Origin of the sequence: Collinsella ureilytica (genome assembly GCF_019795105.1) — a bacterium.
GTDB classification, from domain to species: Bacteria; Actinomycetota; Coriobacteriia; order Coriobacteriales; family Coriobacteriaceae; genus Collinsella; species Collinsella ureilytica.
On record NZ_JAIMFO010000004.1, the window covers coordinates 396,008 to 410,526 of the forward strand.

Sequence of the window (14,519 nt, forward strand, 5' to 3'; positions counted from 1 at the left end):
GCCTCGTGTTGACCTCGACAGTCTAGCATCGCAGAGTCAGCACGAACGAAAGGTCACGAACCGGAAACATGTGTCGCTCGCTCAGAAACGCGGTACCAATTTCTTCGAGGCTCTTATCGCTTTGCTCTTGATGCACCTGCAAAGCGCGGTGTAGATCGCCTTAATGCTGTCCTCGCTTTGCTGCGGAGGTACCTGCGAAGCGTGGCAGCGATCGCTTCGATGCTGTCCTCGCTGCTCTCCTGAAGCGGCTCAGAAGCACGGCGTAGATCTCTTCGGTGCTGTCCTCGCTGCGCTGCGGAGGCACCTGCGAGATCTCGCCGCGCTTTCACTCCTCGTAGCAGAACCTTCTTTGAACCCATCAAGAGCTAACGACAATACGTTTCACGCCTGTCTTATTCTGTACGGTCAGAACTCAGAGCCCCTATTCGATGCTTATTCAATGCCAGCAAACAAACAGCCCGAACTAGAACCGGGCATGCGCTGAGCTGGAGTCCTGCCTTCGCGCACCGCCGTGAGGGCTCGCTTGGCGTGCGCAAGTGAGCTCTCAAACTCCTCAGCATCCATCACGGTGCCATCCACCATAAAGCGGAACACACCCGCAGCTGCCAAAGCAGACATCTGCGGTGTCAGGTCTATGAGCGCATCTTCATAGAGACGTGAACGTCCGTGAATATCGGTGCGAACGGGCAACAGCCTTCCATCTATGTTTTTAAGCGAAAGCGATCGGCGGCGCAGTGTGCATCGAGCGCAGTTATGAATACAGGCATCAGCAACCATCAGCATGCAATGCTCGCTCGTCATAACGCGCGGTCTTCCCAAAATCATGATCCCGGTTTGCAGAGGCACGTGAGGAACAAAATGCTCAATCTCATGAAGCGTGAGCTCAGATGTAAGCCACAGAGCCTCCGCTCCCGAGCGCGCCAAAAACTGCGCTGCCGCACGATTGTGCACCGGAATGCACGGACAAATCTCCGCCTGTGCACCACGCTCGTAAGCAAAAGCGAGCTCCGAAACATTGCCAACCGCAACAGGCGCACCAGCAATCACCCAACGATCAAGCCGCTCACGATCCTTCTCGCGGCAGACCTCATCCAACACAGGAATGAAGCCCTGCTCAGCCGCATCTGCAGGATTCAGACCTGCCTCCTCAAGCGCATCAGAAGAAAGGTATATGCGATTACCACCAGCGGTGCGAGCAATCTGGGCAAACGTAAGATCGGGTGCCAAAGCAGCAAGCTCAAGTTCATGCCGAGGAGCGGACACAAGCGCATCGAGCTGAGCCCCATCGCCCCGATCTGCAGACACAAGCGCGTCTCCCCGATCTGCAAACACAAGCACTTCGCCCCGAGCTGTGAGCGAATTCGCATCGCGCGTACCTGCCACACACTGAGTCGCAAGCAGATCCGCATCGCGCTGGCCTGCATCACCCTTGGCAACAGACGAATCCGCATTGCGCTCATCCGCGATCACAACAGTCGACCGGACTGCCACGTGCTCTTCCAGCATATCCAGCTCAAACGGCGGAAGTGCGCGCGCTGCCGCTGCTCGTGCGACAACCGGAGCCAAAATTAGCTCTTCGAGCAGGTCACACGCACGGGCACGCACCTTATGAACAGCAGAGAATCCCAGGCCACAACCAGAATCAAGCTCAACCTCAAACGAGGCAGCCTCAAACGAGCTCGCACCCATGCGCCCCACGTGCTCTACCAAATCATCGGCAGATACCTCGCGAGTTCGTGCAGGCTCAACCGGAGCGCCACTTGCGCATACGCTGAGCGAAGGATCATCCACGCAGGTCAGCGCAACGGAAAACGGCTGAGCAAGACGGGCGGTGATCTTCACCGAAACGAGGCGGCGGCGCACACAGGTCTGGCGAAGTGCCTCGTCTGCAGCCTCAATCGCCTCCCGGCTACGAATCACCCGCACGCGAGCTCCCACAGGAACCGCCCTCGGTATGCGCACCTCAACATCTTCTCCTGCGCACGCAGACTGCTCAGCCGTAAACGTCAGATACCGATCGAAGGCATCAATATGGCGGAGTTCAATCAGGTCTCCTGCACCCATCGGCTCAAAGAGCCGCAAGGTTGCACACGCTACTCGATTGCGACGATCTTCAGGGCGAAGCTTTTTTGCGAGTCCGGAGCCAACCGTGCGACAAGCAATAACCTCACCAATGACCTGGCCTCGGTTGTTGGATCGCTCATAGCTCATCATTTCATCCCCAGATCTCCCCTTCTGATACTCAGAGGTGAAATCACGGTTAAAAGCACGCTTGAGCCGTCGTGCACGGTCATGACGCTCCGCCGCATCCGCCTCGCGAGAAGCCAGAACGTCATCCAAGGTGTAGCGGTACACCCCAACGACCGTATGCACGTAATCGGGAGCCTTCATGCGACCCTCGATCTTTAAGGCACCCGCCCCGGCCTCCACAAGGCTTGCAAGCAGCTCAGACGTATTCATATCTCGGGGACACAGCGCTCGATCTCTCCTTGGTGCAGAGATCGATGCGCCGCTCTCATCAATGAGCTCATAGGGCAAGCGGCAGGGCTGGGCGCACATGCCTCGGTTTGCCGAACGCCCGGTGCATACAAAGCTTGAAAGTAAGCAGATCCCAGAGTAAGAAAAACAAATTGCTCCGTGAGCAAAAACTTCGAGCTCAACATCGGTCTTTGCAATCTGCGCTATTTCGTGTATTGAAAGCTCGCGCGACAAGGTCACTCGATCGGCTCCAGCGGCGGCGCACCACAACGTAGCGCGTGCATCATGGATATTCGCTTGCGTAGAAATATGAGTTTCGATCTCTGGCATGAGTGTTCGAATGGCAGAAAAAAGACCCCAGTCCTGAATAATGAAGGCATCAGCTCCAAGGATGGTGCAGCGCCGCACCAATTCCACAGCATCGATGAGCTCGGTATCTTTAATGACGATATTCACGGTCACATACACCCGAGCACCCGCGATATGAGCGGCGCGGCAGGCCTCGGCAAATGCCTCGTCAGTAAAGTTCTCTGCCTTGCGCCGTGCGTTAAACGCGCCCATACCGCAATACACCGCATCTGCCCCAGCGGCAAGTGCCGCGCGAAAGGCCTCGGGCGAGCCAGCTGGTGCCAAAAGCTCGGGCGCGGTTCGCGCAGGCGTTGCAGCGTGTGGGTGCTGCTCAGAGTGTGCTGCGGGGGCTGACGAGCGCTGCTCAGAGCGTGCTCTAGGAGCAGGCAGGCTGGACGCTGGCACGCGCGCGTGCGAGATGCCATGCGCTGCAGAAGATGCGCGAAACTCTAGTGACATAGGCGCCTTTCAAAATCGGTGCGCACATCAGTGTATACGCGCTCCCCAATTCCTGCAGCAAGAAGCGCAGGCGTGCTACAGTCTCATCAAGTAAAGCATGAACGTACTGTATGTGTGCTCGCAACTGAGGAGGCCTGTATGGCACGAGCAGAGGATGAACAAGAACGTTCAAGCACTCACGTAAGCACCCCAGATCCTGTTAGCCAAACCATCCGTGAACTTGGACACAAAGCAGAGCCGGACATCATTGAGCTTCGTCGCCACTTCCACCGCTATCCCGAGCTGAGTATGGAGGAATTTCAGACGACCGAAGCTATTGCGAGCGCCCTCACTGACCTTGGCATTCCCTATACACGACCCCTCAAAACCGGACTGGTCGCCACCCTTCGCGGAACTGCTCCTGACGCCTACCTGCCAAACGGAGAGCCGCGCCGCCGAATCTTGCTGCGTGCAGACATTGATGCCCTGCCCGTTGTTGAGCGCACGGGCGAACCCTTCGCCAGCGCGTATGAGGGTCGTATGCATGCGTGCGGACACGACTGCCATATCGCCATGATGCTTGGCTGTATAACGATTCTGAGCCAGATGACCGATGCTTTGCGCGGTGAGGTTCGAATCGTATTTCAGCCGTCAGAGGAAAATGGGCAGGGAGCTCAGCTCATGGTAGACGCTGGAGCTACCGATGGAGTCGATGGCGCATTTGCCATGCATATTTGGAGTGAGGTCGACGCTGGAACGATCAGCTGTGAAGCCGGCCCTCGCATGGCGCATACCGATTGGTTTCGTATCGATATAGAAGGAACGAGCTGCCACGGTGCCATGCCGCAGCGTGGAGCCGATGCCGTTATGGCGGCAGCATCGATTGTGTGTGCTCTGCAAACGATTGTGAGCCGCGACCTGTCTCCTTACGACCCCGCCGTGGTAACCGTAGGAGAAATTGCAGGCGGCACTGCACGCAATGTCATTGCTGGCTCAGCCCACCTGAGCGGTACCGTACGCATCTATAGCGATAAGACGCACGATCTGATGCCTGGTCTTATTAAGCGCATTGCTGAGCACACGGCGGCAGCCCTTGGAGCAGAAGCACATTTGAGCGACTATACCGTGGCGAACCTCAAAGTAGAAAACGACCCGCGCGCCTCTGAACTCTGTGCTCGCGCAGCAGCCAAGATCATGGGACCTGCTGCACTTGCTCACTACCAAGGCACGATGTCGGGAGAAGATTTTAGCGCCTTTCTTGCAAAGGTGCCGGGCGTACTGGTGTTTATTGGTACGAGAAATCCCGCGATTGGAGCAACCTTTGCGCAACACAGCTGCTACTACAAGATAGATGAGAGCGTGCTCGCTCCCGGAGCGATGCTTGCCGCCCAATATGCCATCGACTTCCTTGCAAGCGAAAAGTGACGGGGCGGAGTGCTGCCGGGCTCGCGAGCGCGCCAAAGTGCGCGGCTCTGGCCGCTGCGGTCGCCCTCTCTCTACACGTCAAACACATGATCTGCCAAGCGATGGAGCGCTTCTTCAAGTCGTGCTTCTGGAAGTGCCAAGTTCATTCGAATATGAGATGGCCCGTGGAAAGGACGGCCATCCTGCCAGCCCACGCCTACACGCCAGCCCGCAGCAAGCAACTCATCCAAGCTGCATCCCCGCTCTTTGCACCACTCGCCTGCATCAAGCCATAGCATATAGGTTCCTTGCGGCGCACTGATATCAATCGTTGGTGCATGCTCGCCAAAAAACGCTCGGGCTCGATCGGCATGAGCGGCAAGCACGCGATTCAGCTCCGCAACCCAAGCCGCTCCTTCATCGCTATATGCCCCAATAAGCGCATGCATCGAAAGCATATTCATTGCGTTGTAGTGTGACTTAGTTGAACGGGCAACCACCCGATCTCGCAGCGCCTCGTCGTAAATAATGTGATAGCCACTCACCAGTCCCGCAATATTGAAGCTCTTATTCGGCGCATATAAGGCAACCGTTCTGCGGCGGGCATCCTCACTCACCTGCTGCGTGGGAATATGCACAACGCCCGGGCGCACGACATCAGACCAGATCTCATCTGAAACCACAATGCAGTCATGGCGCGCGTAAATCTCCATCGCACGCTCGAGCTCTTCGCGCTCCCACACGCGACCGATCGGATTATACGGCGAGCAAAGCACGGCAACATGAGCATGAGTGTTCGCAAGACGTGCTTCCATATCATCAAAATCCATGCGGAAGACACCTTGCTCATCTTTGACCAGTGGCGAGAGCTCAATATGAAAACCAGCGTTTTCCAAGCTCCTCGTAAAGCCAATATAGGTTGGGCTATGAATCAACACCGTGTCTCCGGGAGCTGCCGCTGCAAGTACAGTAGAAACCACGCCGCCCAAAACGCCATTCTCATATCCAATATGCTCGGGTGCAAGATCTAGAAGCCCGTGCTGCCGGCGCTGCCAGCTGATAATCGCCTGAGTATAGGCCTCGCTTGGTGAAAAATAGCCAAAGCACGGATGCTCCAGACGAGCCTGAATCGCCTCGATAATACAGGGAGCAACCGGAAAACTCATGTCGGCAATCCACATGGGGATGGCATCAAAGCCAGATGCCGGGGGCTCAGGTGCACCAGGGGCGATACCCAAGCCATCGGTAGCAATAGAGTCTTTTCCAGAACGATCAAGTATGCTCGTAAAATCGAAGGCCATACGGCTCCCTTCATCAATTGGCATCGTCCAAAAGACGGACAATCTGAGCCAATTGTATGCGCACGCACGAGAACTTGAACACCTGCTTCGGCGAGGATGCCCAATGAGGCCGTTATACGGTTCGCGATCATCGAGGATGCCCCTACCGATCATAGGAGCTTCACAAGCGACGCACCTTACTGCTTGCTAGCGGCGCTTCTTGCTGCCTCCGGCAACGGCACTCCCCACTGCTTCCCGGCGGCGCTCCTTGCTGCCTCCGGCAACGGCGCTACATGTACACTTACGAGCCAATCTGCTTAAAGCCATAGCCAATTGCCTCGTTCACATCGGTGATCATGAGGATAGCGTTTGGATCATATTCCTCAACGATCGTCTTCACGATGCTCACCTCGCTCACGCTCATGATGAGCAACAGCACCGGACGCTCACGCTGCGTATAGGCTCCACGCGCCAAAAGTTCGGTGCAGCCACGATCCATATCAGTTAAGATCACGCGCTCGATCTCACGATACGCATCCGAGATAATAAAGGCGGCACGCTGGCGATTTCCTCCGTCTACCACGGCGTTCACAATGAACCCCATGAGCACCATAGAAATGGCAGCGTAGAGTGCTTGTTCAAGAGAAAAGACCGGAGCGGAAGCAGCACACACTGCCACGTCAATTGCCATAACGGTGCTGCCGACGGGCAGAGAGGTTTTACGAGAAATAATTTGGCCGATGGTATCTGAGCCTCCCGTATTTGCACCGCAACGAAATACCAGACCATAACCAATGCCCGAGATGATGCCTCCCCAAAGCGCGGCGAGCATCACGTCGTCAGATCCCAAGGGAGCCACAAAGGGGGAGAACAAGTCAGTAAAAAATCCCAGGAGTACAAAGCCGGTGACTGTCTGCACGGCATACCGAACGCCACCAGCACGCACCACCATCAACAACAGCAAGGCATTCATCACGATCGTTTGCACACCAACCGGCAACACGATGCCATGCCAGCGAGCAACCTCGGCAGTAATGGTCGCAAGACCCGTCAGGCCACCGGCAGCGAGTCCATTTGGAATCATGAACGCATCGGTGGCAAAAGCGGCGATCGCACAACCCGCAACAATTAAGGGGAGATCACCAATGAAGCGCGATCGAATGATGCTCTTAATATCAATGCGACGACGTATCACGAACGATCCCTCCCTACCTGGTGGCACACACTGCAAAGCGGCGCTCATACTCTCTTCGGCACGCATGCTGCGACACGCACGGCCTGCACCAGGTGAATGCTTTCGGTAACACGCATGCTGCGCTGTCCACAATACCAGCCCGCATACTCCTGTCTAGCAGCATGCATACGTGCAAGCAACGCTCACACGATTCCGCAGCGCTTACACGATCCAGCAGTTCTTAAGCTGTGCTGCACAGAACGCCAGCTCGCATATGACTCTCGCATACGATCCTGCGGCACTCTCGATGTGCAGCAGGTGAATGCTTCCGGCAACACGCATGCTGTCGCTCACCAGTAGTTCCGACAGTGCGCCAAACTGCTTAGGGAAGGTACCACAAATCCGCTAGATCCCGTTTGAAATTTGTAGCCAAAACGTTCGTGCGCATGGCTCAAGAAAGGAATAGGGGGTTTAATTTAGTACATTTATTGTCCTTGAGGCACAGATTTGACGCGAAGTGCGGGCAAAAATGCTCCTAACAACACCAAAATGCACGCTCTCACGCAGACCCTCGCCCGCGTGCAGACCCCGCTTAGACCTCGCTCAGGCCACGCTCTCGCCACGCCCGCGCGGCAGAGCCTCTCCCGCCGCTTACACCCGCGCTTACGACGATCGAGCGTGACGACAGCGATGATGACTCCGCCGACGACGCCAGACAATGCCACCAACACCTAGGGCAACGACGAAAGTTGCAGACAAGCCTACAAGCCAAAGTGGTAACGTATCATCGCCAATAGGAATACCCGTTGGCACGATCTCGGGCATCTCATTGGTGACCGACACCTTGTTCACGATGATTCCACGGTCTTTATAAGCAAGACGCGCCTGGGGCGTATGAGTCGGATCAATAGTGAGTCCCGCACCCGCAGCACCGGCAGCAATGTTTGCCGAATCAGCCTTCCCGTCCTTCGACAGCGTCTCAACCTTGGCAGATGAGCGATACCCATCCGCGCCATCTTCAACGAGCTCATAGGTCGTCCCCGCAGGCAAATTGCTGAAGGTAATATCCTGCCCATCCTTGAGCGAGAATGGCCATGCCTGACCAGATTTAAGCTGCACACTCCCAGAGGAGGTGCCAGAGAACCAGACTTTATAGCCATTCTCACTGTCGGGCAGCCCCTTAGGGAAGTGGAAGGTTATATGAAAATCAAAGGATTTCGTGCGATCGGCATACGAACCCTTTACCTGCTTGTTCACATTGAGCGACGTCGTCTGCAGGATATTATAAAAGACACAGAATTCGGGAAGTTTAGAGGGCACCGTAGAAGCCCACGCAGGACGAGTACCGTAAACAACCACACCATCTGGGTAACTGTGTGATTCGCCGCTAGGAATTGCTATGAAGGGAGCCGTAGGATCGACTGGCCGCCCTGTGTCCGGATTAGTGTCTGACACGCGCTCGTCGACCTCGGTGATCACGATCTGTTCGAGATCCGGGCTCGCGGGCTGAGCTGAGACATTCTCGAACCTCACGTAGTCGCCATTTCGCAGCTCGAAGTAGGAATTGGGCGTTTCTTCATCTTCGGGATAAGCAGTCACGAGATCGTTAATCACGTTATTGTCGGAGTCGTACACCTTGCCTGCGTAGCCCTGCGTGGCTGAGCTCGCCTTGAACTTGAATGCGATAGGCCCAGGTCCGGGGCCGAACACGTACACGTCCTCAAGCCTCTTGGACACCTGCACCGTCTTTGTCTCAGCCCAGATGACGGCGGCAGGATAGTGCGGAGCATCAGCATCGAGATTGGAGGGTGCCCATCCTTTATACGAAGCCGCACCTCTCAGATGTGGGTCTCGGTCATTAATGAACGTATTCAAATTCTTAGCGTCAGAGGCAACACCGCTAAGGCTAGCAATGCCAAAGGGAATATCAACTGAATTGCGCCGCAGATTGAGCGAGTCGCCGTATGATGCCCATACATGCACCTCACTCCGAGGATCCATATCTCCCACATTGAGGTATATGCTGCGATAGTCAATAGACATGTCTGAGCCAAGATTGACATTACGATTTCCGTCAGGATGCTTGGTTTTGTTATTTCGAATGATGCAAAGACCATCCATGTACACATTCGCTTTAACGGGCTTTTGCGTATTTAAGCTGATGGCACCGCCGGCGTTTCTCCAATACGCATTGGTAGAGCAGTCTTCAATCGTAATGCCATGAATCTCCAGGCTGCCACCATAAACGTATATACCACCCAAAGAAGCTGCAACGTCCGGCGTTGATGTCAAACCTCTGCAGTCGATGATCTTGCCATTCTCAACCACAAGAGTCGTTGGATGTTTGAGCGAATTAATTGTGCTCATAAAGATGCCGCCAGCAGCCTGGTTCGTCATCTGATCGGTGCCATTGCCCAAGGTAGAGCACTTATAGATCGTACCCGAGAAGTACCCAACGGCACCTCCTACAACGGCAAGGCCACCTGTTGGACCATGGCAGTGGGAAATGAGTACATCCGGGCCAATATTAAATTTGCCACCGAAGACACCCACGCCTCCAGCAAGCTCATGAATAGCTCCGCCGTACATGCGAATATTATTGATCAGTGTCGTACCTTGCAGCTCCAAACGACACTGCTCGGGATCCTGGCGTACATTATCGGTATAGGACGTCAACAAGCCGTAGAGCCACTGATCATTTGAGTCTTCGCGACTGTTAAAATTCTCGAAGGTAACATCGTTGATAGAGCATTGACCTTCGTTTCGAAGCATAACCTGACGATAGGAGTCAATCTGTCTCATCGACTCAACTGGCGTAGAAACACCGCCGCTAAAGACGAGTCCATTGCCCGAAGACTCATCCGTCGAATTAAGACCATCAAGCGTAAGCGCCGCTCCGCTTCGAACTCGAAAAGCTACAAAGTCGCGCTTAGGAAAGTCAAAGGTGCAGTGCGCGTTCTTAAAATCATCGCCTGGTGAAGCCGTGATCTTAACATTCTTGCCTGCAGGAATCTCAAAAATGGTTCGCAAATCTGACTGAGTTGGATTTTCGGTCGCATAGTGATCGACCAACATTTCAATATGCGCCTCTTGACCCATAGGCCATACACTTTTAATGGCATCACTTAAGGTTAAGTAATACCCCCAGTCACCATCTCCTTGCTTGAGGCGGCAGGCACCACGCCAACGCACATCTCGACCATCAACGTTAAAGGCAACATTGCCCGTGTCTGAGAAGAACAGCTTTGCCTGCTCGAGCGAAGGAGTAGTAGAAGGTGCAAAGACCGCAACAGGATGGTAGAGCGCATCAGTATCATCTTTAGGACCATACAGCTCAATGCTTGAGTCCTCAGAGAGATCAGCGATGATATCAATGGGCTTTCCATCACCAATGCGTTCATTGCACAAATTATATGAAATATTCGCCTTGCCACCATTGTTCAGGTTCGAAGCAACCTGAACGTTACCCCCTATCCTCAGCTTTGAAGATCCCATAGGAGCGGCAACGGCACAGGGCAGAAATCTGTCAACGCCTGTAACATTGAAATTATCCACGATATTATCGGCAATAATTGTTCCATCATTAAACGTAAGCTGACCGCCACCAGCAGCATAGATGGCACTACCATACCGAGCAGCCTTATTTGATTGCACCGTTGTATTACCGAGCGTCAGCGGAGCTCCCTTGGCAATAAAAATCGCTCCCCCACGCTTGGCAGAACAGCCGTCGATTCTCATGCGGGAGATCTCGGTTGGCTGCTCCGTATAGATAGCACCGCCATCTTCGGTTGCTGTGCATGTAGAGATGTATCCACCAGTCAGATTGACCGCTTTCGCATACGATAAGCCAGAGTAGATCGCCCCGCCATTGCCCTTCGTAGCAGTACAGTGGGAGATCTCGCCTCCACTCATATTGAAGGTGCCCTTATTGAGAATCGCTCCACCAGAGGATGCAGAACAATCGGTGATGGAACCACCCTCAAGATTCATCGTTCCATCAGCATCGATGATTACAGCAGCACCCGCCGTATCTGTATTCGGTTGCTTGAAATTCGTGATCACAGACCCATCGCGCATGGTAAAGGTGCCCGACTGACCAACATACACAGCAGAAGTCGATTGATAGCGCGCAGTCTTTTGAAGCGTCAGATCTGGCCTGGCTACGGTAATTGATGCTCTATTACCAAGCACAAGCTCTCCCATGGCGGAGACCATAGGTCTCTCACGACGACCGATCAGGGTTGTACTCGCCTCTTTTAAGGTAACATTTTCTAAATTCAGTGTTGTGTCTCGAAGGACACTCAGTGACCACTTCTTATAGAAATTTACCTTGTTCGTAGCAATGCCCGCGCTCTTAATGGTGATCTTCTTTTTCGTAACCATGACGTCACGATCAGTGCTCGTTAAGACACCCTTGCAAAGATTCACATCGCTCACAAGAAAGATGGTGTCCTCATCTTGGGCATTCGCGAGAGCTTCTTCAATGCTTGTATAGAGACGACCCGGGTCACTCGCCACATAGCAGCCACCGCTTGCGCGGGCAGGGCGCGCAAAGAAGGCCATCGGCTCGCCACGTCCATCGGCGACAGATGCCTCACCGGTAGCATCCTCGCTCGTTTGGTCTTGAGCAGCATCTGCACTGGTAGCGACATTACCCTCAGCAGCCACGCTTGCTTCAGCCTCGCCACTCGATTGCTCAGACGCTGCAACAGAAGCAGTCTCATCCGCTAAGGCAAATGGATTTGCATGGGGAAGCAAGCTTAAGGATACCGCCATGAGGATGACGGCCAGAGCTTGCGCTAGCACCGATCTCTTACTCCTCAACATCGTGGATATCCTTCTGACTTGCATCTTCACCATCAACGTGTGTAGCACCAACAACGCCTTTACGAACACACATGAGACCTGAACCAGCAAGTGCCATCATGCCTGCCGCAATCAAACCCATCTGAGAGAGGTCTCCGGTCTTAGGCAAAAGCGACATGATCTTTGAAACAAAGCCTCCGGGGTGTTTGCCGGGCTCTTGTGGACGCTCATATGAAACCGTCCAACCTGGATCTGCCACCTTGGTATCTGCGAGGTAGCAGAGGACGGTAATTGAGCCGTCAGTTCCCGTAATCACGCGCACATCATAGACATGAGCATCGGGGGTATAGACACTCGGCAAGGAAGCAGGAGCTACCTGGCGCATCTCATAGCGATACTCCTGCCCGGCGGCAGGTGCAGAAAGCTTCCAGGTGCGCTCGTCGCTACCTCTCATTTGCCAAAAAAAGACTGAGCCCTGAGCACCTTCTGGTAGGGGCGCTCCTTCAGTTTGCGCCGTGAGCTCATAGTCCCAGCTGGTAATAAGCCCGCTCTCCCCTGCTGAGTAGTTGAGCTTTTGAAAGACCGAGAGTGTGAACTCTGGTGTGGTTTCTGCCCACGCACATGATGGGAACAGACCAAGAAGGGCAACAATGAGCACAGCACACACGAACAAGCTCAAGCTTAGAGCCTTCATGCGTACTGATGTATGTACTGTCTTCACCATGTCCTCCTTATCTTTTTCTCCGTACCGCACACGTATCCGCCTGCCTCACTCACGTATCTGCCTTGAGCTTGTGGATGAACGTAGCTCAAGAGCTAAAGTGCTTTCCCTCCACGCGCCGCTCACGCTTTTTGGCATGGCGGCGAGCAAGCTGGCGCAAGATCACACCAACCAGCAAAGCCAACAAGGCAAGCAGTGCTGCCCATCCAGTCCACGGGAAGCTCAACCAGCCCTCAGGCAAGTCGATGCCAACTCCGATTCTGACCTCTTCTTTGAAGGTGTCTTCATGAACCTCCGACTCAACCTTTACTACCAGAATCGAGCGAGCATTCGTAGCAGCGTCAGAGCAGGTTGAGAGCAACAAAATCCGATCGCCGTCGCTGGGTACCACCTGAACCGTGCGCGAACAGGTCATCAGTGAACGCAGATGCTCCAGATACGCTTCCTGCTCAGAGGCTCCCACCACGCCGGGTCGATACACCGCACCGTCATAGGCATCTGCTGGTAAAAAACCCAAGATATGCAAACCAAAGGTCATGCCTGCATAAGGGCCTGTTCCAACAAAAAGTGTCCCAAACTCACGTGAAGCGAAAAAGCTCGGATTGGCAAACTCACCGATCTCACCAAACATGGCCTCGCAATCTAGGTGGTGTCCATAGATCACGGTGTTGAAATCGGTAAAGTCTCGCGCGTTGCTGGAATCCAAGAAGAGCGAGCCGGTGAGCGAGTATGCACCCTTTGCATCACGGTTTAAGTACTTGCTATCTGTTTCACCTTGCACCAAGGGGTAGTTGATGTGAGTGCCATAGATATCAAGCCAACCAACAACATCGGGATTTGCCGCAACAAGCTCGTCGTAGCTCTCCTGACTCTCAGGCGTCGGCATAAAAGCCTGCCAACGAGGAGCGCTTGCCGATCCATACACCGCCTGCGCATCCCACAAGGCGTAAAGCCCCACAATAAAGACCACAAAGAGGAAGGCGAAGGCCAAAGCATCAAAGGCTGCTGAGGCCACGCGCACCCCGGTGCGAGCCCACCGCATGCCAGCAACTGGCATGCGATCGGTGGGCTCAGCAACCGAGCGGGCTTGATCAAATCGCGGGGGCGTCACGCGGGCAGGGATGCTCGGTGCACTTACGCCTGAGCGCCCTGGCGACGCTTCATAGCAGCATAGCCTGCGGCAGCACCAACAGGAGCAGCAACCATGAGGACGTAGGGCAGCACGCTAATGGCGATGCCGGTCGGGGTTACGGTCTTGTAGGTGTTGGTCACCTGAGAGCTGTTTTCACCCTTAGTGGTCGCAGCAGCGGAAACATAGACGCCATTTCCTTCTGCAATGACAACGTCACCATTAGCTCCAGCATTGGTGGCAGCAACAGCGTTAGCGCCACCGATTACGGTCTGAGCGGCAGCGGTGTAGCCGTTCACGCCTTCCTCGACGAGGACATAGGTCGTACCGTCAGGCATACCGTCGGCAAACTTCAAGCTCTGACCATGAGCGAGCTTGAAGGTAACCGTCTCACCATTATTGAAGGTGTAAACACCCTGAGCAGAGCCAGGGGCAGTGGTTACCGTCGTACCGTCCTTATCTTTCACAACGGTTGCCTTGATTGGGTCCTTAGAAGTTGCGGTCGCAGGGAAGGTAAGCTTCAGTGTGAAGCTAAAGAGCTTGGTCTGGTCGCCAAAGTCGCCAGCAACGGTCTTAGAGATCTTCAGATCGTTATTACCCGTAATGGCTTTAGACATGATCTTGTTGGCAAAGGCAAAGCCAGACTTGTGCTTATCAGGATTATCGGGGTTCTCCGGGTCATTCGGGTTGCTTGGATCATCAGGATTGGGCTTAACCTTTGTATTGGCTTCTCCACCCTTA

The 14,519-nt window shown here is 54.4% G+C and carries 8 protein-coding genes; 1 reads left to right on the forward strand and 7 read right to left on the reverse strand.

The genetic code is table 11. The features are described from left to right. Nucleotides 1–432 precede the first annotated feature (432 nt). Nucleotides 433–3,285 carry a U32 family peptidase gene (locus tag K6V98_RS01805; RefSeq protein ID WP_222198823.1) on the reverse strand — a complete coding sequence of 951 codons (2,853 nt, stop codon included), beginning with the start codon at nucleotides 3,283–3,285 and terminating at the stop codon, nucleotides 433–435. Nucleotides 3,286–3,423: 138 nt separating this feature from the next. Between K6V98_RS01805 and K6V98_RS01810 the strand changes: the two genes are divergently transcribed. Then, on the forward strand, nucleotides 3,424–4,689 hold the full coding sequence (locus K6V98_RS01810; protein ID WP_222198825.1) for an amidohydrolase: 1,266 nt from the start codon (nucleotides 3,424–3,426) through the stop codon (nucleotides 4,687–4,689). Between the two features lie 71 nt (nucleotides 4,690–4,760). Here K6V98_RS01810 and K6V98_RS01815 read toward each other — a convergent pair whose 3' ends face one another. The 6 genes from K6V98_RS01815 to K6V98_RS01840 all read right to left on the reverse strand — a co-directional run bounded on the left by K6V98_RS01815 (nucleotide 4,761) and on the right by K6V98_RS01840 (nucleotide 14,395). Continuing rightward, nucleotides 4,761–5,969 carry a MalY/PatB family protein gene (locus K6V98_RS01815; RefSeq protein ID WP_222198826.1) on the reverse strand — a complete coding sequence of 403 codons (1,209 nt, stop codon included), beginning with the start codon at nucleotides 5,967–5,969 and terminating at the stop codon, nucleotides 4,761–4,763. Nucleotides 5,970–6,249: 280 nt separating this feature from the next. After that, nucleotides 6,250–7,140, reverse strand: a complete 891-nt coding sequence (locus K6V98_RS01820; RefSeq protein WP_222199016.1) for a YitT family protein — start codon at nucleotides 7,138–7,140, stop codon at nucleotides 6,250–6,252. A gap of 645 nt (nucleotides 7,141–7,785) precedes the next feature. Further along, the gene (locus K6V98_RS01825; protein WP_222198828.1) at nucleotides 7,786–11,928 is read right to left on the reverse strand and encodes a DUF7601 domain-containing protein; all 4,143 of its coding nucleotides are present in this window, start codon (nucleotides 11,926–11,928) and stop codon (nucleotides 7,786–7,788) included. 7 nt (nucleotides 11,929–11,935) lie between these two features. Beyond that, entirely contained in the window at nucleotides 11,936–12,652 is a 717-nt protein-coding gene (locus K6V98_RS01830; RefSeq protein WP_222198829.1) for an LPXTG cell wall anchor domain-containing protein, read from the reverse strand. 85 nt (nucleotides 12,653–12,737) lie between these two features. Further along, nucleotides 12,738–13,760, reverse strand: coding sequence for a class B sortase (locus K6V98_RS01835; protein ID WP_222198830.1), 1,023 nt, complete (start codon nucleotides 13,758–13,760; stop codon nucleotides 12,738–12,740). A 23-nt stretch (nucleotides 13,761–13,783) separates the two neighbouring features. Beyond that, entirely contained in the window at nucleotides 13,784–14,395 is a 612-nt protein-coding gene (locus tag K6V98_RS01840; protein ID WP_222198832.1) for a DUF7601 domain-containing protein, read from the reverse strand. Between the last annotated feature and the right edge of the window lie 124 nt (nucleotides 14,396–14,519).